The sequence below is a fragment of the Aeromicrobium panaciterrae genome, from assembly GCF_031457275.1.
Taxonomy (GTDB): Bacteria; Actinomycetota; Actinomycetes; order Propionibacteriales; family Nocardioidaceae; genus Aeromicrobium; species Aeromicrobium panaciterrae_A.
Genome location: NZ_JAVDWH010000001.1, coordinates 1,452,724 through 1,472,567, shown reverse-complemented (window position 1 = coordinate 1,472,567; position 19,844 = coordinate 1,452,724). Strand labels below are relative to the sequence as shown.

General features: G+C 63.3%; 18 protein-coding genes. 9 read left to right on the top strand and 9 right to left on the bottom strand.

Features of this window, described 5'->3' with window-relative positions; translation table 11 throughout:
- Positions 1-43: 43 nt before the first annotated feature.
- Positions 44-523 (bottom strand): hypothetical protein, encoded by a 480-nt coding sequence (locus J2X11_RS07640; protein WP_309968904.1) that lies wholly within the window; start codon positions 521-523, stop codon positions 44-46.
- A 146-nt stretch (positions 524-669) separates the two neighbouring features.
- Between J2X11_RS07640 and J2X11_RS07635 the strand changes: the two genes are divergently transcribed.
- Positions 670-2,322: an FAD-binding dehydrogenase gene (locus J2X11_RS07635; RefSeq protein WP_309968900.1), complete on the top strand. Its 1,653-nt coding sequence runs from the start codon at positions 670-672 to the stop codon at positions 2,320-2,322.
- On the opposite strand, the gene J2X11_RS07630 is transcribed toward J2X11_RS07635, so the two are convergent.
- Positions 2,319-4,748, bottom strand: coding sequence for a sensor domain-containing protein (locus tag J2X11_RS07630; protein ID WP_309968897.1), 2,430 nt, complete (start codon positions 4,746-4,748; stop codon positions 2,319-2,321). The genes J2X11_RS07635 and J2X11_RS07630 overlap by 4 nt on opposite strands.
- A 72-nt stretch (positions 4,749-4,820) precedes the next feature.
- On the opposite strand from J2X11_RS07630, the gene J2X11_RS07625 reads away from it, so the two are divergent.
- Positions 4,821-5,213 carry a DUF1304 domain-containing protein gene (locus J2X11_RS07625; protein ID WP_309968894.1) on the top strand — a complete coding sequence of 131 codons (393 nt, stop codon included), beginning with the start codon at positions 4,821-4,823 and terminating at the stop codon, positions 5,211-5,213.
- On the opposite strand, the gene J2X11_RS07620 is transcribed toward J2X11_RS07625, so the two are convergent.
- The gene (locus J2X11_RS07620) at positions 5,210-6,025 is read right to left on the bottom strand and encodes an EAL domain-containing protein (protein WP_309968891.1); all 816 of its coding nucleotides are present in this window, start codon (positions 6,023-6,025) and stop codon (positions 5,210-5,212) included. The genes J2X11_RS07625 and J2X11_RS07620 overlap by 4 nt on opposite strands.
- Positions 6,026-6,092: 67 nt before the next feature.
- On the opposite strand from J2X11_RS07620, the gene J2X11_RS07615 reads away from it, so the two are divergent.
- Together J2X11_RS07615 and J2X11_RS07610 are read left to right on the top strand one after the other, a co-directional pair.
- Positions 6,093-6,908, top strand: a complete 816-nt coding sequence (locus tag J2X11_RS07615) for an exodeoxyribonuclease III (RefSeq protein WP_309968888.1) — start codon at positions 6,093-6,095, stop codon at positions 6,906-6,908.
- Positions 6,909-6,910: 2 nt separating this feature from the next.
- Positions 6,911-8,128, top strand: a complete 1,218-nt coding sequence (locus J2X11_RS07610; RefSeq protein WP_309968884.1) for an APC family permease — start codon at positions 6,911-6,913, stop codon at positions 8,126-8,128.
- Positions 8,129-8,213: 85 nt separating this feature from the next.
- On the opposite strand, the gene J2X11_RS07605 is transcribed toward J2X11_RS07610, so the two are convergent.
- On the bottom strand, positions 8,214-10,601 hold the full coding sequence (locus tag J2X11_RS07605; RefSeq protein ID WP_309968880.1) for an immune inhibitor A domain-containing protein: 2,388 nt from the start codon (positions 10,599-10,601) through the stop codon (positions 8,214-8,216).
- 245 nt (positions 10,602-10,846) lie between these two features.
- Here J2X11_RS07605 and J2X11_RS07600 point away from each other — a divergent pair, with 245 nt between their 5' ends.
- On the top strand, positions 10,847-11,311 hold the full coding sequence (locus tag J2X11_RS07600) for a CAP domain-containing protein (protein WP_309968877.1): 465 nt from the start codon (positions 10,847-10,849) through the stop codon (positions 11,309-11,311).
- A 212-nt stretch (positions 11,312-11,523) separates the two neighbouring features.
- Positions 11,524-11,727 (top strand): transcription antiterminator/RNA stability regulator CspE, encoded by a 204-nt coding sequence (gene cspE / locus J2X11_RS07595; RefSeq protein WP_056214575.1) that lies wholly within the window; start codon positions 11,524-11,526, stop codon positions 11,725-11,727.
- Between the two features lie 67 nt (positions 11,728-11,794).
- Here cspE and J2X11_RS07590 read toward each other — a convergent pair whose 3' ends face one another.
- Together J2X11_RS07590 and J2X11_RS07585 are read right to left on the bottom strand one after the other, a co-directional pair.
- Positions 11,795-11,965 carry a hypothetical protein gene (locus tag J2X11_RS07590; RefSeq protein WP_309968866.1) on the bottom strand — a complete coding sequence of 57 codons (171 nt, stop codon included), beginning with the start codon at positions 11,963-11,965 and terminating at the stop codon, positions 11,795-11,797.
- Positions 11,966-12,046: 81 nt separating this feature from the next.
- Positions 12,047-13,144 carry a PQQ-dependent sugar dehydrogenase gene (locus J2X11_RS07585; RefSeq protein WP_309968863.1) on the bottom strand — a complete coding sequence of 366 codons (1,098 nt, stop codon included), beginning with the start codon at positions 13,142-13,144 and terminating at the stop codon, positions 12,047-12,049.
- A 54-nt stretch (positions 13,145-13,198) separates the two neighbouring features.
- Here J2X11_RS07585 and J2X11_RS07580 point away from each other — a divergent pair, with 54 nt between their 5' ends.
- Genes J2X11_RS07580 through J2X11_RS07570 form a run of 3 tightly spaced genes read left to right on the top strand, consistent with a single transcriptional unit; the run spans position 13,199 to position 16,731 of the window.
- Positions 13,199-14,656, top strand: coding sequence for a protein kinase domain-containing protein (locus J2X11_RS07580; protein ID WP_309968860.1), 1,458 nt, complete (start codon positions 13,199-13,201; stop codon positions 14,654-14,656).
- A gap of 56 nt (positions 14,657-14,712) precedes the next feature.
- On the top strand, positions 14,713-15,099 hold the full coding sequence (locus tag J2X11_RS07575; RefSeq protein WP_309968856.1) for a thioredoxin family protein: 387 nt from the start codon (positions 14,713-14,715) through the stop codon (positions 15,097-15,099).
- Between the two features lie 51 nt (positions 15,100-15,150).
- Complete coding sequence (locus J2X11_RS07570) at positions 15,151-16,731, top strand: protein kinase domain-containing protein (RefSeq protein WP_309968853.1); 1,581 nt, start codon at positions 15,151-15,153, stop codon at positions 16,729-16,731.
- 5 nt (positions 16,732-16,736) lie between these two features.
- Here J2X11_RS07570 and J2X11_RS07565 read toward each other — a convergent pair whose 3' ends face one another.
- The 3 genes from J2X11_RS07565 to J2X11_RS07555 form a co-directional block, all read right to left on the bottom strand.
- A complete protein-coding gene (locus J2X11_RS07565; RefSeq protein ID WP_309968850.1) occupies positions 16,737-17,513 on the bottom strand; it encodes an MBL fold metallo-hydrolase in 777 nt (258 codons plus the stop codon).
- A 20-nt stretch (positions 17,514-17,533) separates the two neighbouring features.
- Complete coding sequence (locus J2X11_RS07560) at positions 17,534-18,490, bottom strand: EamA family transporter (RefSeq protein ID WP_309968847.1); 957 nt, start codon at positions 18,488-18,490, stop codon at positions 17,534-17,536.
- A gap of 99 nt (positions 18,491-18,589) precedes the next feature.
- Positions 18,590-19,717: a serine hydrolase domain-containing protein gene (locus J2X11_RS07555; RefSeq protein WP_309968844.1), complete on the bottom strand. Its 1,128-nt coding sequence runs from the start codon at positions 19,715-19,717 to the stop codon at positions 18,590-18,592.
- Positions 19,718-19,844 lie beyond the last annotated feature (127 nt).

The window sequence follows — 19,844 nt, the reverse complement described above, 5'->3', positions numbered from 1 at the left end:
AGAAGGCCCGGCCGAAGCCGGGCCTTCCGTCAATGCTGAGTGGTCACGCCGCAGGCGGTGTGTCCGTCTTGCGCTCGGGCAGCTTGTCGCCCGACTTCTTGAACTCGCCGAAGGCGAAGTACGTCAACGCTGCAGCTGCGATGAACAGCGCGTATCCCGACCAACCGGGACCAACGCTGATGCCACCTCCGCCACCACCGATGGTGAACGCGCGCAGGACCAACAGCACGAGACCCAGTGCAGCGGCACCGAATGCAGCGAGGTTCCACGGGACGCCGTCAGGCAGGGTGTCCGCTGCGAACGCCTTGAGCGCGAGGATCGCAGTCGCGGCAATCACGAGAAGGATTCCCAGGGTTGCGTAGCTGTGCCAAGCGCTGATGCCGTACGAAAGGTCGAGTCCTGCAACCTTGCCGTCATAGCTGACGCTGATGTAGGACGAGATGAACGACAGGATCGTCGCCAACCCGCCAGCAATGAGGGCGCCTTGTACGTTCTTGTCGAGCGCCTTGAAGTCTGCCGCCATGGTGATTTTCTCCCAACGATGAAGTTCTGACACTTTGAATCTAGTCCTCAAAAGTGCCTCCGGACAGTCATTTCACGCGGTATTTACGCGGCGCGTCGCTGATACCGCATGTTGGGACGCGTACGGCGTAGGACAGAATCTCGGGCATGGACGCAGATGTGATCGTTGTAGGCGCCGGCCTCGCCGGATTGGTTGCCACCGCGGAGCTCGTCGAGGCGGGCCGCAAGGTGATTCTGGTCGACCAAGAAGGCGAGCAGGGCATCGGCGGCCAGGCCTTCTGGTCGTTCGGCGGGCTCTTCTTCGTCGACTCCCCACAGCAGCGTCGGATGGGCATCAAGGACTCCGTCGAGCTCGCGATGCAGGACTGGATGGGTAGCGCCCAGTTCGACCGCGACGAGGACAAATGGCCCCGTCAGTGGGCCGAGGCGTACGTCAACTTTGCGGCTGGCGAGAAACGATCGTGGCTCAAGGAACGCGGCCACAGTGTGTTTCCCGTCGTCGGATGGGCCGAGCGTGGCGGTGGCCTTGCGGGCGGTCACGGCAACTCGGTCCCTCGCTTCCACATCACCTGGGGCACCGGCCCCGGCATCGTCGAGCCGTTCGAGAAGATCGTCCGCGAAGGGCACGACAAGGGGCTCGTCCAGTTCGCGTTCCGTCACCAGGTCGATGAGCTGCTCACCACGAACGGCGCAGTAACTGGCGTACGCGGTCAGGTCCTCGAGCCGACTGACGCCGAACGCGCAGCCCCCACCTCCCGTACGTCGATCGGCGAGTTCTCGCTGACCGCTCAGGCCGTGATCGTCACCTCGGGTGGCATCGGCGGCAACCACGAGCTCGTACGCAAGAACTGGCCCGACCGCCTCGGCACACCGCCAACGCACATGATCTCCGGCGTACCCGCGCACGTCGACGGCCGCATGCTCGACATCGCTGAGCAAGCCGGCGCGAGCCACATCAACCGCGACCGTATGTGGCACTACGTCGAGGGCATCAAGAACTGGGACCCGATCTGGCCCAAGCACGGCATCCGCATCCTGCCCGGCCCGTCGTCGATCTGGCTCGATGGCGCGGGTCAGCGTCTCCCGATTCCCGGGCTCCCCGGCTTCGACACGCTCGGCACTCTCAAGTTGCTGCGCCAGAGCGGCCACGACCACTCGTGGTTCGTGCTCAGCCAGGCGATCATCGAGAAGGAGTTCGCCCTCTCAGGCCAGGAGCAGAACCCCGACCTCACTGGCAAGAGTGTCAAGACGCTGCTCAAGGAGCGCCTTTCCAAGGGGGCAACCAGCCCTGTCGAGGCGTTCAAGGAGAAGGGCGAGGACTTCATCGTCGCCGACACGATCGAAGAGCTCGTGGAAGGCATGAACAAGCTGACGCCCGACTCCCCCGTGAGCCTCGATGACGTACGTCGTCAGGTCGAAGAGCGGGATCGCGAGCTCGACAACGAGTTCACGAAGGACCTCCAGATCGCGGCCATGCGTCAGGCCCGGGCCTACCGCGGCGACAAGCTGATCCGCGTCGCCACACCGCACAAGATCCTTGATCCCAAGAAGGGACCGTTGATCGCCGTACGCCTGCACGTGCTCACCCGCAAGTCACTCGGTGGCCTCGAGACCAACCTCGACTCAGCTGTGATCGGCACGGACGGGTCGCCGGTCGATGGCCTGTACGCCGCTGGTGAGGTTGCTGGATTCGGCGGCGGTGGCGTACATGGCTACAACTCGCTCGAGGGCACGTTCCTCGGTGGGTGCATCTTCAGCGGTCGCGCCGCAGGTCGGGCCGCCGTGAAGCAGACTGGCTAGGAGATCGCGGCGGCAAACTGCTCAACAGGTACCGCGCGGCTGTAGCGGAAGCCCTGCGCCTGATCGCACCCCTTGGCGCGCAGATAGATCTCTTGCTGCTCGGTCTCGACACCCTCAGCCACCACGGTCATGCCCAGCGTGTGCGCCATGACGATGATGGTGTCAACGATTGCGGCGTCAGCGGAGCTGTCGACCAGATCGTGGATGAACGAGCGATCAATCTTGATCTTGTCGATCGGGAACCGGGTCAGATAGGCGAGGCTCGAGAAGCCCGTACCGAAGTCATCGACCACGATCGCGACTCCCAGCGCCCGAACGGTGTTCAACATCTCGACGACCGTACGGGGATCTTCCATGAAGATGCCCTCGGTGATTTCCAGCTCAAGTTGGTTGCCGGAGAGGCCCGAATCGGCCAGCGCCCGCTTGAGTACGGTCAGCCATTCCTTGTCGCGGAGCTGACGCGGGGACACGTTGACGGCCAACCGCATCGGTCGGCCAAGCGACTCAGAGATTCGCATGGCGTCCGCACACGCCGTACGCAGGATGTGTTCACCGAGCCGAATGATCAGTCCGTTGTCTTCCGCGACCGGAATGAAGCGATCTGGCGGGATCTCCGAGCCATCAATATCGTTCCAGCGAGCCAACGCCTCCAGCCCGACGACTTCACCGCTCGTCAGGTTGATTTCGGGCTGGTATGCCACCGTGATTTCGCCGCGATCCAGGGCATGGCGCAGAGCTGCTGCCATCACCAGCTTGTCGTTGGTCTCGTCGAGCATGGAGTCGCGGAACCACTGAAACGAGTTTCTGGCCGCAGACTTCGCGTGATACATCGCGGTGTCAGCGTGCTTGATCAACGTGGTCGAGTCGGAGCCGTTCTGTGGGAACAGCGAGCCACCCAGGCTCGCACTGACAATGAGCTCGTGGCCGTTGCAGATCAGCGGCTCGGGGATCAGCTCAAGCAACGCCGTGATTCGTTCGGTCAGCTCCTCTGCTGATTGCACATCGGTGAAGACGAGGACGAACTCGTCGCCTCCGAATCGGGACACGAGATCGTTGGTGCGAACCTCACTGCGCAAGCGTGCTGCCATCTGCAGCAGCAGCTCGTCGCCGATGTGGTGTCCCAGGGAGTCATTGACGCGCTTGAAGTGGTCGAGATCGAGCATGATGACCGCGAGCCCGGTTTTCTCACGAGCGGCACGTTCGAGCTCGGCGTCGAGACGGGTGAACAGCATGGTGCGGTTTGGCAGATCGGTCAGGAAGTCGTAGTGCGCCATGTGCCGAATGAACGCCTCGGCTTCCTTGCGTTGCGTGATGTCGTACGCGACTGCGAGGTATCCGGTTACTTCTCCGACTTCGTCGACGATCAGCGAGATCGCCTCATTGACCGGTACGTCGACCCCGTCCCTGCGGTGATACTCGACCTCGCGCTCATCAACACCATGCGTACGCACTGCGAGCAACGGGACCTGATCGAGCCTGCCGTCACGGATCTCGGAGATGCGCGACCCGACGAGCTCATTGCGCTCGGCATGAAGCAAACGCTCGGCCGCCGGGTTGGCCGTGACGATGAGCCCGTTTGAATCGGTGGCGATGATGCTGAACGGCAGACTGTCGAGGATCGAGCGCCGCAGCCGGTCAGCTCGCTCTGCACTCTCCGTCGCTTGCACGACGAGGCGCTCGGTGATGTCAATGACCGAGGCCAGTACGTGTTGCTCATCCAGCACCTGGATCGGGTTGAGTCCGATCTCGACCGGGATCTCGCTGCCGTCCTTGCGGCGCCCGAACAGCTCACGTCCGGCGCCCATCTCTCGGCGGTCAGGGTTGTGGAAGTAGCCCATGCGATAGCCGTCGTGCTTGGCCTTGAAGCGGGTGGGGATGAGGTCCTCAATGTTCATGCTGAGCAGCTCGTCACGCGAGTAGCCGAACGATCTCTCGGTCTGCGTGTTGACCAGCACGATGTGTCCGAGGGAGTTGACCATGATCATGGCGTTGGGGGCTGCCTCGACGACGTGCAGGAGGCGCTCTTCGGCTCGCTTGCGCTCGGTGATGTCGATGATCGATGCGAGCACCTGCGGTCGGTCATCGATAATGACCGGGTTGAGCCCGATCTCGATCGGGAACTCGCGACCATCACTGTGCAGGCCGAACAGGTCACGACCAGCGCCCATCGAACGCGTGTCGGGGTTGTCGAAGAACCCTTCGCGAAATCCCTTGTGCCGCGGACGGAACCGGTCAGGGATGAGACGGTCGACCGTCATCGACAGCAACTCTTCGCGGCTGTAACCGAACTGGTGCTCGGTCTGCGAGTTGACGAGGGTGATCAATCCGAACTCGTTGACCATGACCATGGCATTTGGAGTCGCCTCGATGATTTGTCGCAGCACACGACCTTCGTCGTCGCCACCCAGCATCTGCGATTTACCCATGTGTGCACTCCTTGAGCCGAACATAACGCCTTTCGGGGCCACCCATGCCTGATCAGCCGCTAGATTCGGCGCATGACCGCTATCGCGCTTGTCGCCGCCAGCATCGCCGCCCTGCTGCATTTGTTGTTTTTCAAGCTGGAGTCGATTGACTGGAAGAAGCCCAAGACGTGGAAGACATTCGGGCTTGAATCGCAAACAGATGCCGACACCACGGCGTCGCTGGCGTACAACCAGGGCTTCTACAACCTGTTCCTGGCGATCGGTGCCGGAACAGGCGTCAAGATCATCGCGTTCTCCGACAGCCACGACTCAATCGGCTGGACGCTCATCGTGTTCGCGTGCGGCAGCATGCTCGCCGCGTCACTCGTGCTGCTGTCGACCGGCAAGTCGTACGCCCGCGCCGCAGCAATTCAGGGCGTACCGGCGCTCGTTGCAGTCGTTGCTGCACTCGTCGCGGCCAACTAGCCAGCGTTGATGCGCCGTACGAACTCCGGCGTGAACTCCGCAGCTGAAACAGCGGGGCTGAACAGGTAGCCCTGCAGCTCGTCGCATTGACGATCTCGCAATGCGTCACGCTGCGCTGCCGTCTCAACACCTTCACCGACGACCGTCAGCTCGAGCGCATGCGCCAGGTCGATCAGCCAGGTGCAGAGCATTTGATCAAGCTCGTTGTCCGGCAGTCCCGCGACGAAGCTTCGATCGAGCTTGAGTACGTCAACTTCGAGCTGCTTGAGCAACGTCAGGTTGGAGCTCCCCGTACCGAAGTCATCGAGGGCAACCCGCACGCCTGTGCTTCGCAGCGCCTCCAGGTCGGGCGCGAGGTCGACAGCGTCATTGAGTGCTGAGCTCTCGGTGATCTCGAGCAGCAGGTTTTCGGGATCGTGATCTGCCGCTGCCATCGAGTCAAGAGCATCGAGAACGAATCGGCCATCACGCAACTGGTGAGGCGAGATGTTGACGGCAAGGTTGAGCGGGCCGACCGTTCGGCGGATCGCCTCGGCCTCAACCATGGCCTTGTGAAGGACCCATACGCCGAGATCTCGGATCAGACCGTGCTGCTCAGCTGCACCGATGAACACATCCGCTCGTACGTCACCGATCTTGGGGGACGTCCAGCGGCACAGCGCCTCCATACCGCTGACATTGCCCGTCTCGGCGTTGACGACTGGTTGATACGCCAGTCGCAACTCGTCCGCAGTCAGGGCGCGCTCAAGCTCGACGGCAACGTCGTAGGACGGGAGCCAGCCTGAAATGGGTTCGGTCGATGATTCGGTCATTTGCGCAGATCAACGATCTCGACCCGCCACTGTTACTGCTGTCAGAGGCCCTGCATAGGGTTGCGGCGTGCTACGAATCGCTACCGTCAACGTCAACGGCATCCGTGCCGCCTACAACAAGAACCGCGGGCAGACGAGCGGGATGGCCGAATGGCTGGTCGAGCGCGACGCCGACATCGTGACTCTGCAAGAAGTACGCGCGCCTGACGAGATCGTTCACGAGCTCACCGCAGAGGCCGGCTACCACGTGGTGCATACCGAAGCGGCCGCCAAGGGACGCGCCGGCGTCGCCGTGCTGAGCCGTGCAGAACCGACCGCCGTACGAATTGGCAACGGCGACGACCTCTTTGATGACTCGGGTCGCTGGATCGAGTCCGATATCCCGCTTGCGGATGGCTCCACGCTGACTGCGATCTCCGCGTACGCGCACTCAGGCGAGGCGGGGACGCCGCGCCAGGAAGAGAAGCTTCGCTTCTTCGACCAGATGCACATACGGCTCGAAGCGATCCGCGAGTCTGGCAACCACGGCCTGCTGACCGGCGACCTCAACGTTGCCCACACCGAGCGCGACATCCGCAACTGGAAGGGCAACCTCAAGAAGGCAGGTTTCCTGCCTGAGGAGCGCGCCTACTTCGACCGGTTCTTTGGCGAGCTCGGCTGGGTCGACGTTCACCGCCACCTCGCTGGCGATGTCGACGGGCCCTACACGTGGTGGTCCATGCGCGGCCAGGCGTTCGACACCGACACAGGTTGGCGCATCGACTACCAAATCGCGACACCTGAGCTCGCAGCCGCAGCGCGTACGGCGACCGTCGACCGGGCGATCAGCTGGGCCGAACGCTGGTCTGACCACGCTCCCCTCGTCATCGACTACGACTTCTGACCATGTCTGACTCGCTCGATCGTCGAATCGGACTCACTGGTTCGGTCGCGATCGGCATGAGCGCCATGATTGGCGCCGGGTTGTTCGTCGTCTTCCCTCCCGCGATCGAAGCGGCAGGAGATGGACTCCTGCTCGCACTCGGCCTGGCCGCGATCATCGCGGCGTGCAACGCCTTCTCGTCCGCGCAGCTGGCGAGCCGCTATCCGGTCGCCGGCGGCACGTACGTCTATGGACGCGAGCGGCTGGGACCGTTCTGGGGCTACCTCGCGGGCTGGGCGTTCGTGGCGGGCAAACTCGCATCCTGCGCGGCCATGGCTTTTGCCGTCGGCACATACGTCTGGCCCGAGCATGCCCGTACGCTCGCCGTCGCGACCGTCGTCGCCGTGATCGCCATCAATCTCGTCGGCGTCGAGAAGTCAGCCGTCGTGGCCGTGGTGATCGTGAGCGTCGTGGTCGCTGTCGTGGCGCTCGCGGTGGTGGCGATGTTCGCCGGACCGAGTGCACCCGACACTTCGGCAGGCGACGCCAGCGCTGGTGGCGTACTCCAGGCTGCAGCTCTCCTGTTCTTCGCGTTCGCGGGCTACGCCCGGCTGGCAACGCTCGGTGAGGAAGTTCGCAACCCCACTCGTACGATCCCCCGCGCCATCGCCACGTCGCTAGCACTGGTCGTGGCGTTGTACGCGGTCGTCGCCCTCTCTCTCAACCACGCGCTCGGTGCCAAGGAACTCGCTGACTCGACACGGCCGTTCGTTGACGCCCTCGACGCTGCCGGGCGAAGCGGCTTCGTACCCGTCATCCAGGTGGTGGCAGCTGTCGCCGCCGGCGGTGCGCTGCTGTCGCTCGCGCTGGGCGTCTCGAGGACGATGTTCGCGATGGCTCGCGACGGGCACTTGCCGCGTGCGATCACGCTGCTCAGCGGCACATCGCGCGTACCGCGGGCTGCAGAGCTCACCGCTGGAGCCTTGATCATCGCGCTGGTGCTTCTCGGCGACCTCGGTACGAGCATCGCGTTCTCGTCGTTCTGTGTGTTGCTTTACTACGCCATTGCCAATGTTGCAGCCTGGACGCTGCCATCGGCTTGGACACACCGCGCAATCGCTGCGATCGGCTTCGTGGGATGCGTCGTACTGGCCTTTAACCTCACAATGCCGACCATCGGTGCAGGCTGCACCGTGGTCGGCATTGGAGCGGTCATCTACGTCGTGCGTGCCGCCCGTTGAGGAACCCCCCGATCCCCTCAACGGGCCACACCCACCTAAGGGAGCCGCGCACCCCCTGATGCGCGGCCCCCGACCGTGGTGAAGGTCAGTTGAACCTGACCTTCAGGCTGGTGCCATCCTCGGAGAGGACCCGAACCTTGACGCCTGCTGCGGGCAGCTTGACGCCGTGGTTGGGGAGCTCGGCGAACCAGTACTTCTTGGTGTCGTCGAACAGCGGCTTGGCAGCCTGACCCCTGATGTAACTCGCGATGCCGTTGGTGTGCAGCGTCATCGAGTCAGCCTTGTGCAGTGAGAACGGCGCGTCGTACATCTGGATTCGTGCGCGCCACGGCTTGCCCGTCGCCTTGTTGATGATCGGCGTCGGGTTTGCGTCGATGGGCAAGTTGCGGCCCGTTCCCGCGTGCTGGTTGGTGTTGTTGTCGCCTTCTGAGGTGTCCCAGTAGGAGATCAACAGACCGTGGCCGTACTTGTAGTGCTCGACCCAGTCCGGCTTCGTGTTGGCGAAGCCGAAGTTGTAGGGACCAGTCTTCAAGTAGCGGTCATATGAGACGTATGAGCGGTGGCCCATGACGTAGTAGTTGTCGAACTCAGACGTCGTGGTGGCACCGACGATGGAGAACCCATCGAGATCCCACGCAGCTCCGCCATCTTCAGCGCCGTCCTCAACCAGAGTCTCGGCACCAGCCGCGACCTTGGTGTCATCGACGTACAGGCCAGGAAGCGCCAGACCACCATCGGTCTTGTAGTAGAAGCGCAACTTGATGGACTGGCCGTCGTACGCGCCGAGCGGCACGTTGAGGTCAGCCCACGTCTCCTGCTCACCGTCGATGGCCGGACGCCCTGAGGTGTCCACACCGATCGGATCGCCGTTGAGCGTGCCGTCCAGCGACGTCCAGTTGGCGCCGCCATCGGTGGAGGCCTGGATGTACGCGAAGTCGTAGTCCTCTTCAATCGAATAGCGGACCTTGGCGGTCAGCACTCCACCCGTCTTGCCGGTGAGGTCGACGTCAGTTGTCTGCGAATTGGCGAGATCGTCACCGCTGCCGGAGAAGAACTGCTTGCTTCCGGAGGCCGGCGCACCGTTGTCGGTGGTGACTTCCTTCTTTGGCAGTACGACGACCGCACCCTGAGCCTTGGCAGAGTTGTACTCCTGCGGACCCATTTCGATCGTCTTCTTCTGATGCGTGCTCAGCGTCTCGTAGTCGAGCCAACCGAGCTGCAGCTTCTCCCACGCTCCGATGTCGCCGGGACGTGTGCCGAGAGGTTCACCCTTGGCGTTGAGTCGGCTCTGCGCCATCAACGTCCAGTACTCGTTGGAGTTGTCGCCGCCACCTGACGTGTCGTACGCGTCGGGCAGGCCGAGATCGTGACCGTACTCGTGGACAAAGACCGACAGGCCACCGTTCTCGGGCTGGACTGTGTAGTCGCCGACCCAGATGCCGGTGTTGCCGACTTCAGTGCCGCCGAGGCGGTTCTGCGCCGGGCCGGTGATGCCGGCATCGGTCAGGAAGGCGTACCAACGGTGCGACCAGATGGCGTCCTCACCCTGCTGCGGGTCACCATCAGCCTCGTCGCCACCTGCGTGGACGATCTGGAAGTGGTCGAGGTAGCCGTCGGGCTCGTTGAAGTCGCCGTCACCGTCGAAGTCGTAGCGGTCGTACTTGTCGTACTCAGCCATCGCTGTCTGGATCTCAGCGTCGGTCTTGCCAGCAGCGTGCTGCTGCTCGACCCATGACGTGAGTGCGTCCCGGATGAGGTCCCAGGTCGTGGCGTCTTCGCGGCCGTAACGGGCCTCGTTGTAGGGCACCTTGACCCAGTCAGAGACCTGGCCGTCGACGGAGTAGCGACCCGACGACTGCGCCTTGTAGTACGTCGAAAGCGACTCGGCGCCAGCGGACTTCTTGAAGTAGAGGTCCTGGAAGTGCTGCTGGTTGAAGTCGGACTGCCAAACCGTCGTGTTGTCCTTGGTGCGGTCGGGCGCGGGGATCTTGTTGTGAAGCGGACCTTCGAAGGTGGTCGGACCAGGCGTGTCGGGGTCAGTGTCGGCATCCGGGAAGTCGGGGTGACGCTGGTTGCCGAACTCGACGAGGATCACGAAGACCTTGTCGGCACGTTCCTGCGACAGCTCGACGTACTGGTCACGCGTCTTGCCTGACTTCGAACCCTTGTAGGCCGAGGCCTTCTGGTTGGCGCGGCGAGCGGCTTCGGCGGGGCTGACGCCCTTGCCGACCTTGACGACGGTGCTGCCGTCCTTCTCAACTGGCTTGAGGTCGCCATTGAGTACGCCGGAGAGGGCGGTCTCACGCAATGCGCGGCGCTTGTCCTCTAGAGGGTTGGGCAACTCGTCCTTCTTGTCGGCACGATCGCTGCCGGAGACGGGAGGTGAGGACTGGGCAGTGCTCGGAGACGCATAAGCGAATCCAAGCGAGGCCGCGAGTCCTAGGCCGACAAGGCCTGAGGTCACACGCTTCACTGATTTCCCCTTGTTACTTGACGCAGGTCGGACGGTCGTCCGGCCCGTTAGTGCGCACACCTTTGTGGGGTGTGCGTCGGCACAACGTGCTCAACTTAGGCAATTTTCAGGAACTTCGGCAGTCTTGACTTAGGCGAGAACTAGTTATAAAGAACTAGTTCTTTACGCGTGAATAACTAGTTCCAACTAGTCAGGACTTCTTTTGCGGCAGATGCGTAATTTGAGCATCAAGGGAGGGAGCCCTGATGAAGATCCAAACGGTCGTGACGAGCGCGGCACTTGCCGTGTCGCTGCTCGTCGCGCTGCCCAGTCCGGTCACCGCGACCACCGAACCGACGGCTTCGGACGTCTACGAGGCTGCAGTGATCACGTACACGAACAGACACCGGGTGAATCACGACCGCGTGAAGCTGAGGTCGCGAGAGTGCGTCGAACGCTATGCCGAATCCTGGGCTGCATGGATGGCGGCAAACCAGACCATGAAGCACCAGAGCATGACCAAGATCCTCAACGATTGCGACCTCAAGCTGGTCGGCGAGAACATCGCGTACGGCTACTCGTCTGGCAAGTCCGTGGTCTCTGCATGGATGAATTCGACCGGTCACCGACGGAACATCCTGAAGTCCGGATATCGGCAGATCGGCGTGGGCGCGGTCCAGGATAAAGACGGCCGATGGTGGGTCTCGCAGGTCTTCGGTACGCGGAGATAGCACTGTTACGGACACATGAAACCTTTTCCCAGATGTCGGAAAACACTTGCTTTTGGCCCGGGGCGGTGCCCTAGGGTTGAAGCAGTTGCACGACGTTGGCCGTATGAAGCATGAGTTCCTTTCGGGGTGTCTAGTTCTTCTCAAGGTTGGATGTACGTCGCGACAGCCGCTCGCGAAAGTCGGGGGTGGCAACTCGCCAAGAGGAGTACGACATGGCAACAGGAACCGTGAAGTGGTTCAACGCTGACAAGGGCTTTGGATTCATTGCCCCCGACGACGGCAGCGAAGACGTATTCGCGCACTTCAGCGCGATTCAGTCGAGCGGCTACCGCTCGCTGAACGAGAACCAGAAGGTCGAATTCGACGTCGAGCAGGGCCAGAAGGGCCTGCAGGCAGCGAACATCCGTCCTCTCTGAATCTCACGAGACGTAGAAAACCCCCGGAGCGTGCTCCGGGGGTTTTCGCGTTACTGGGGAAGCTGGCTCAGATGTGCCCGCCCTCGTCCCAGGCGTGCCGGCCAAACTCTGCTGCCGTGGCGATGTAGCTCACGTCGCTGTTGGGGTGACCGCTCAGCGTCGTCAGACGGTGCGCGGGAAAGCGCTTGGCCGCTTCGCGGACCTGTGCTGGGTCGATTTCAAACGATGAGTCATCCATAAAGCCGAGGTTAACCTCATGTTCGGCACGGCAAAACCCTTACTGATCGGTAGTTTTGGTTGATTTCCCCGTAACAACTGGTCAGAGAGTGATTCGGAGGATCCGGTCGTCATCCGACGCGGGTTGACCTCGACTGTCGGTGTTGCTCGTGGTCACCCACAGAGACTCGTCGGGAGCGACCACGACATCGCGGATGCGCCCGTATTTGCCGGTGAACAATGCCTTCGGCTTGCCCGCTGACTCGCCGTCGAGCGGGATCATCCAGAGGCGCTCACCACGAAGCGCTGCCATGAACGCGGTGGATCGGGTGATCGCGAGCCCAGCCGGGGATGCCTCTTCGGTGCTCCAGGTGACCTTCGGCGAGACGAAGTCCGGGTCGTCGGACTTCCCCTCGAAGCGCGGCCAGCCGTAGTTCTTGCCCTTCACGATCAGGTTGAGCTCATCGCGAGTGTCCTGACCAAACTCCGAGGCCCACAGTCGTCCGTCGGCGTCGAACGCCAAGCCTTCAATGTTGCGATGCCCGTAGGACCAAACTTCGTTTTCGAACGGATTGCCTCTCGCCGCGCGCCCCTCTTTGTCGAGCCGCAGGATGGTGCCGTTCGGGCCGTTGCGGTCCTGAGCGTCCTCGGGCACGGCGCCGTCGCCGATCGCCAGGAAGAGATGACCGCTGTCGTCGAACAGAAGTCGCCCGCCATGGTGGTTCGCTGCCGATCGCACGCCAGTGAACAGCGGTTCGGGTCGGCTGATCTTGTCGCCGTTCACGCTGAGTCGTACGAGGCGATCGTCGGAGCTGGTGCTCATGTACGCGTACAGAACCGACTCGTCGTCGGGATCCAGCGCGATGCCCATCAGGCCGCCCTCGCTGGTGGCGGAGTCGACGCCCTGGACCTGACCGAGGTCGGTTACTTGGCCGTCAGGATCGATCCGCACGATGGATCCGGCGTCGCGCTGCGACACGTACGCGGCACCACTGGCGAGGAACGCGATGCCCCACGGGACGTTGAGTCCTGTGGCGATCGTGGACGCCACTTTGGGGTTCACGGATGCTTCCGCAGTGGTGGCGGAGGGAGTTGGCGACGTCTTCGACGGCGTCGCCGGCTCGCCGTCGCTGCTGCAGCCGATCAAGGACGCGGCGCCAACCGCTGCAATGCCGGTGAGGAACGTGCGCCGTTCGATCATGGCCTCGATCATGCCCGGTAGGGACAACTAGTCACAACGAACTAGAATGAATCAATGCCTGCAACGCTCTCGGATCGCTATCGCCTGGATGCCCTCATCGGCGACGGCGGCATGGGCGAGGTGTGGAAGGCCCACGATCCAGTGCTTGATCGCGTCGTTGCCGTCAAAGTCATCCGGTCGCATCTCGCCGGTGATCTGAGGATCCGTGAGCGGCTCCGCACGGAGGCCCAACTCGCTGGCTCTTTGCGCCACCCGGGCATCGTCGACGTCTTCGACTATGGCGAGCACGTCGACGTCGATGGTCGTACGACGCCCTACCTCGTGATGCCGCTGGTCGACGGCACCACACTGTCCGAGGTCTTGTCGTCGCGCGGCTCGCTGCCCCTCGGCGAGACCATGAAGATCGTCGCTGAGATGGCAAGCGCACTCCAGACTGCCCACGGCGCAGGCATCGTGCATCGCGACCTCAAACCGGCCAACGTCATGCTCACCGCGTCTGGCCGAGTGATGATCCTCGACTTCGGCATCGCCCGATCGACAGGTGGCGAGTCGCTGACGCAGACTGGTGCAATGGTCGGCACCGCCGACTATCTGAGCCCGGAGCAAGCTGCGGGTCACCCAGCGACGTACGCCTCAGATCTCTACGCGCTCGGCATCGTTGCGTACACGTGCCTCACTGGCGCTCCCCCGTTCCGCCGCGACACCGACGTCGGTACGGCGCTCGCTCACCTGCACGAGCCAGTACCGCCGCTGCCTTCCGAGCTGTCGATGGCCGACCCGTTGATCAGGTCGCTGCTCTCGAAGGAGCCCACGCATCGGCCGTCCGCAGGTGACGTGGCTGCGATCGCGGGAACCATGGCGACGAGCCTCCCCACGACGAGCAAGAGCAGCGCTGAGCACACTCGTACTGACCTGGCACCTCTCGATCGGGACGCCACCGCGACCATCGACATCGTCGACACCAAGCGCCGTCGCCCACGCAAGGCGCTGTGGATTGGCGCGGCCATGCTCGCGCTGGTCGGCGTACTGATCGGCGGGTTCGCGTACGCGAATCGTCCGGTCAAGATCGCTGTGCCCAATGTCGTCGGTATGTCCAGCGTCGAAGCTGCGTCCACCCTGGGCCGGTCAGACCTCACCGTTGAGACTCACGAGACGAACGTCGCAGGTCACAAGACCGGCGAGGTCATCAAGCAGTCGGTCAAGCCAGGTACGGAAGTTGGCGAGGACGCACTCGTATCGCTGACGGTCGCTACCGGGCTGTTCTCGATCCCTGGCGATCTGGTCGGCAAACCGTACGACGAGGTCGCGGCGACGCTTGAGGACCTCGGACTCACGGTCAACAAGACGCAGAAGCTCTCGCAGGAGGAGTCCGACACGGTCCTCTCGGTTGAGCCTTCAACGCTAGCGAAGGCTGGCGACACCATCACGGTGACGGTTTCGTACTCGTTCTTCGACTTTGACTTCAACGGCGATGACGACGACAAGGGCCGTGACAAGAAGCACGACGACTAGGGAATCTGTGTTTGGCCGGGTTTGTTGAACTGGTCGTACTCAACGGAAGGCAAGGCATGAGCACCATCAACCTGACCAAAGACAGCATCGACGAGGCCGTCTCCGCCGACGGGATCACGTTGGTCGACTGGTGGGCTTCTTGGTGTGGCCCGTGCATGCAGTTCGGCCCCGTCTACGAAGCGGCGAGCGAGCAACACCCCGATGTTGTCTTCGCGAAGATCGACACCGAAGCTGAGGGTGAACTCTCCGGTGCGGCCGGCATTTCCTCGATCCCCACGCTGATGGCATTCCGCGACGGCATCCTGGTGTTCTCGCAGCCCGGCGCGCTTCCCGCAGCTGGCCTCGAGCAGGTCATCCAGGCGGTCAAGGGACTCGACATGGACGACGTGCGCCGTCAGGTCGCCGAAGCCGAAGCGGCCGAAGCAGCTCAGTCCGAGGTCTAGGCACCTCTCGCTCAACAGGAGATTTGTTCCGATCGGACCTAACCTGATCGGGTGCCCAAAATCCTCGGAGATCGCTACCGCCTGGACGCCGTAATCGGCAATGGCGGCATGGGCGAGGTGTGGCGAGCTCACGACCAGCTGCTCAACCGCGAGGTTGCGGTCAAGGTGATCCGCGAACACCTCGCAGATGACGAATCGATCCGCGAACGACTCCGTACCGAGGCGCACCTTGCTGGGTCACTGCACCACCAGAACATCGTCGACGTATACGACTACGGCGAGCATCCCGACGAGCACGGCCGCACGACGCCCTACCTCGTGATGCCATTGGTCGATGGGGTCTCACTGTCCGCCATGCTCAAGTCCCGGGTGGCGCTGCCCGTTGGCGAGACGATGTCGATCATCAGCGAGATGGCGAGTGCCCTTGCCGCCGCCCACGAAGCCGGCATCGTCCATCGCGACCTCAAACCCGGAAACGTACTGCTTTCAGCGTCGGGCCGGGTCATGATCCTCGACTTCGGTATCGCCCGATCGACGGGTGGCGAGTCGCTGACCAAGACGGGCGCTCTCATAGGCACAGCCGACTACCTCTCCCCCGAACAGGCAAGCGGGCGACAGGCCACGTATGCCTCGGACCTGTATGCCCTCGGGATCGTCGCCTACACCTGTCTCACTGGCGCTCCCCCGTTCCACCGCGAGACCGACGTCGCCACGGCACTGGCGCACATCCAGGCGCCGATTCCTGAGCTTCCGGATGAGATCTTGGCGTCGGGGATTGGCCCGCTCATCGAGAGCATGCTCGCCAAAGAGCCAGGTCAGCGACCTTCTGCGAGTGAAGTTGCGGCGATTGCCGGCGAGTTGGCGACCACGGTGCCAACAGAAGTTGAAAGGGCGACCGATCCTGATGCGACTCAGCCAGGCGTCACCACACCGACCGTCGGTGTGGCCGCGCCGACCGGTGTGCTGCCCGCTGTGTCGGATGAAGCAACCGCGGAGGTAGTCACCGAAGACCGCCAGAGGCCTCGGCGCACGGTCCTGATCAGCTCGGCTGTGCTTGCGCTCGCTGCGATCATCTTCGCCCTCCTGTACATCAACCAGCCGACCCAGGTCGAGGTGCCGGACGTACGCAAGATGTCGAGCGTCAAGGCCGCGGCAACGTTGGCGAGCAAGGGCTTCAAGGTAGAGACCCACGATGTGGATGCCGCTGGCTACAAGCCCGGCGTCGTCGTGACTCAGTCACCCGAGGCCGGATCAGACGCGGACAAAGGCAGCTCCGTCGACCTCGGCGTCGCCACAGGATTTGTCGCGATCCCCAAGAACATCGTCGGGAAGTCGTACGAGGATGCCGCGAAGATCGTGGACAAGTTGGGTCTGGTGCCGCAGCGCAATGACCAGCCATCGGGCGAGACTGCCGGAACGGTGACCACTGTCGATCCATCCAAGCGCGCGGAGCCGGGTTCCGTCGTCGTCCTCACCGTCTCGACCGGGTCTGGCGGCAACGACTCGAAGGACGAGAAAAAGAAGGGCAAGAACAAGAAGAAGACGACCGTCGAGCCCACGGCGACGGCCACGACCGAACCGCCAGCAACAGATGCCGACGCTGATGCGGGAGACCCTCCCGCTGCCCCTTAGTCGCGCTAGGCCTGGACGGTCTTGGTCTCCCCCGGGTTGAGCCACGTGACCTTGTGGTCGGCGAGGACCTTCTCGGCTTCGTCGCGGCCTTGCTGGAAGTGTGACCAGCCCTCGTAGTGCACAGGGATGACGTTGGTCGGCTTGACCAGGTCGAGCAGCTCGAGGCCTTCCTTGGCGTCCATCGTGTAGCGGAACCAGCCAGACAGGTAGCGGAAACGTACGGAACCAAGGTGCATCAGCATCGTGCCGACCTTGAGGCGCTTCGCGACGTCGCGGAGTCCGTCGTACAAGACCGTGTCGCCGGTGACCCAGAGCTCGCCGTGCTCCTGGCCTTCCCACTTGAGCGAGAAGCCGACGACGGGGCCGGTGATCGGGTCGCTGCCGGCCGGGCCGTGACGGCACGGGGTCGCGGTGATCGTGACGCTCAGCTTGCCGGGCGCCTCGAGGGTCGTTGTGTCCCAGGCGGCGAGGCCGACCGTGTTGCCGCCGAGCTTCTTGGCGGCCTTCTTGGTCGTGTACGTCGTACCCCAGGTCGGCAGCAGAGCCTGAGCGCTGGGGTCGAGGTTGTCGCCGTGATGGTGGTGGCTGACGAGTACGGCATCGATCGGGCCGAGATCCTTGGCGAGGATCGAAGGGCCGACGAGCTTGCGCGACATCGTGCCCCAGCCGAAGAAGTAGCGCTTGCCGGGAGGGTCGAATGTCGGGTCGGTGAGGATGCGCCATCCGCCGACCTCAATGAGCGCGGTCGGTCCGCCGATGTGCGTGATCGTGACGTCGGTCATTGGCCGAACCTACGCGAGGATCACGGTGTTTGCAGCGATTTCGTGACCTGCTCAACCACTGGCGGCTCGGCTGCGGCTGCCGGCGCCGGGTGCCGCCGCTCGGACGAGATGACCAGGGCGACAGCCGCGACGACGATCGCTCCGCCGGCGACGATCGGCCAGGTGATCTTCTCGTCGAGAATCAGCCAGCCGAGGAACACCGCGATGACCGGATTGACGTACGCGTAGGTCGCGACGAGCGAGATCGGGGCGTTGGCCACGAGCCAGACGTACGCGGTGAAGGCGACGACCGAGCCGAAGATGACCAGGTAGGACAGGGCAAACCAGGTCTTGGCCGGGTAGTCGAACGTCATCGTCTCCCCCACCGACAGGCCGAGAACGACCATCATTGCGCCGCCGAAGATCATCTCCCAGACGGCGACGACGAACGGGTTGGCTGGCAGCCAGAGTCGAGGCTGGACGTACGAGCCGAATGCCCAGCACGAGGCCGCGAAGAGAACAATCAGGGCTGGGCCCAGCTCGAAGTCGCCCGCATCGCGTCCGAGCAGCACGAGTAGGGCGAGCCCGACGAAGCCGAGCAGCACTCCGACGATGGTCTGGGTGTTGGGCAGATCTCGCTCGATTGCCCTGAAGATCACGATGACCAGCGGCGCCACGGCGATGAGCAGAGCGGAGAAGCCAGAGGTCGCGCCTTTGTACTCCGCGACGGACACCAGTCCGTTGCCGAGCAACGGCAGGCACAGGCCGAGGAAGGCCGTGCCGATGACTTGCCGCCGCGTGAGGGCGAGGAACTTGAATCCACGGCGCACGGCGAAGAAGGCGCCAAGCAGCAGGCCCGCCGTAGCGAACCGCAGACCCATTGACGTCATCGGTGGCGCGTCTTCGACCACGACGCGGATGCCGAGGTAGGTCGAGCCCCATACGACGTAGACGATTCCGAGAGCGACGGCGACCAGCCCGGTACGTGGAACGGCCACAGCGTCACAGTCCTCTCGTCGACTCCCGCCAGCCTAGGGTCCGGGTCGGACAGGTGCGTTCGGGATTTCGGCCAGCTCGGCACGAGATTCGGCCACGTGTCAGCGGTGCAGGGCCTTCAGCACGCCCTCAGTAAACGACGCGTACGAGAGCTGTTCGGGGGTGTTGGGACGTGAGCCCATACGTACAGCGACGAGCCCTTCCGACGGGATCACCATGACGTACTCGCTGCCGTAGCCGAGCGCCCAGAACGTGTCTTCCGGCGCCTTGGGTGCGAGCTGGCCCCGGTATGGCGGCTTGTCGTTCGGGAAGCCGGCGGCGCGGTCGATCGTGACGATGCGACCGGGTTTGTTGACCCACCAGAGCAGCCCATATGCGGCGTTGAGCTGCGACGATGACTCGTTGGTGGCCTCTGCGACGAACGAGTCGGAGACAAGCTGCTTGCCCTTCCAGGCACCGCTTCGCATCATCAGGTAGCCGACGCGAGCGAGATCGCGGCACGACGAATCGATGCCCGAGTACGTCGTGGTGTTACCGGCTGCGTCGTGCGCCCAGGTGGTGTCGCGCATACCGATCGGATCGAGGAGTCGCTTCTTGCCGTACGCGGCGACGTCCTGACCAGTGGCCTTCTCGAGTACCGCCTCAAGGGTCTGCACCGCGGAGTTGTTGTAGTCCCACTTGGTGCCGGGCTTGGCGTCCTGGCCGAGCCCGATCGCGAAGGCGGTCTTGTCCGGTGCCCGGCGCACCATCTGGCTGTAGTCGGTGTTGTAGTCCCAGTGCCGGCCAGAGGTGTTGGAGAGCAGGTCGCGGATCGTGACGTTCCGCGCGGCGGTGCGGCGCCATTCGGGGATGTACTTCGACGCGTTGTCGTCGAGCGCCAGCTTGCCTTCGTCGGCGGCGATGCCCACCAGGATCGCGGTGACGGACTTGGTGATCGAGTACGCAGGCCGCGTCGTACGAATGCTGGTGCCGCCCCAGTACGCGTCGTACACGAGCTCGCCGTCCTTGATCAGCGCAAAGCAGGTCGACCTCGCGTTGGCCAGATCGGTGTTGAGCTGCTCGAAGTTCGCATCGATCGTCGCAGCCTTCGCCCAGTCCTTGCCCGGGTAGATGAACGTCGGCGTTGGAGTCGGTGTCGACGTCTCGATGGTCGGCTCAACAAGCGGCTCGACAGGGTCACTGGAGCAAGCAGCGAGCAGCAGAAGAAACACAGCCGCCGCGAATCGCATGAACCGAACCTACCCATCGACGCGCTCAAGCACTTCGGCTCTCGAGGTCTCGATACGCTCGTTCCTCGCTACTCGACCGCCAGGAATTCGTTGGTTGAGTAGCCCGAGGAACGAGGGCGTATCGAAA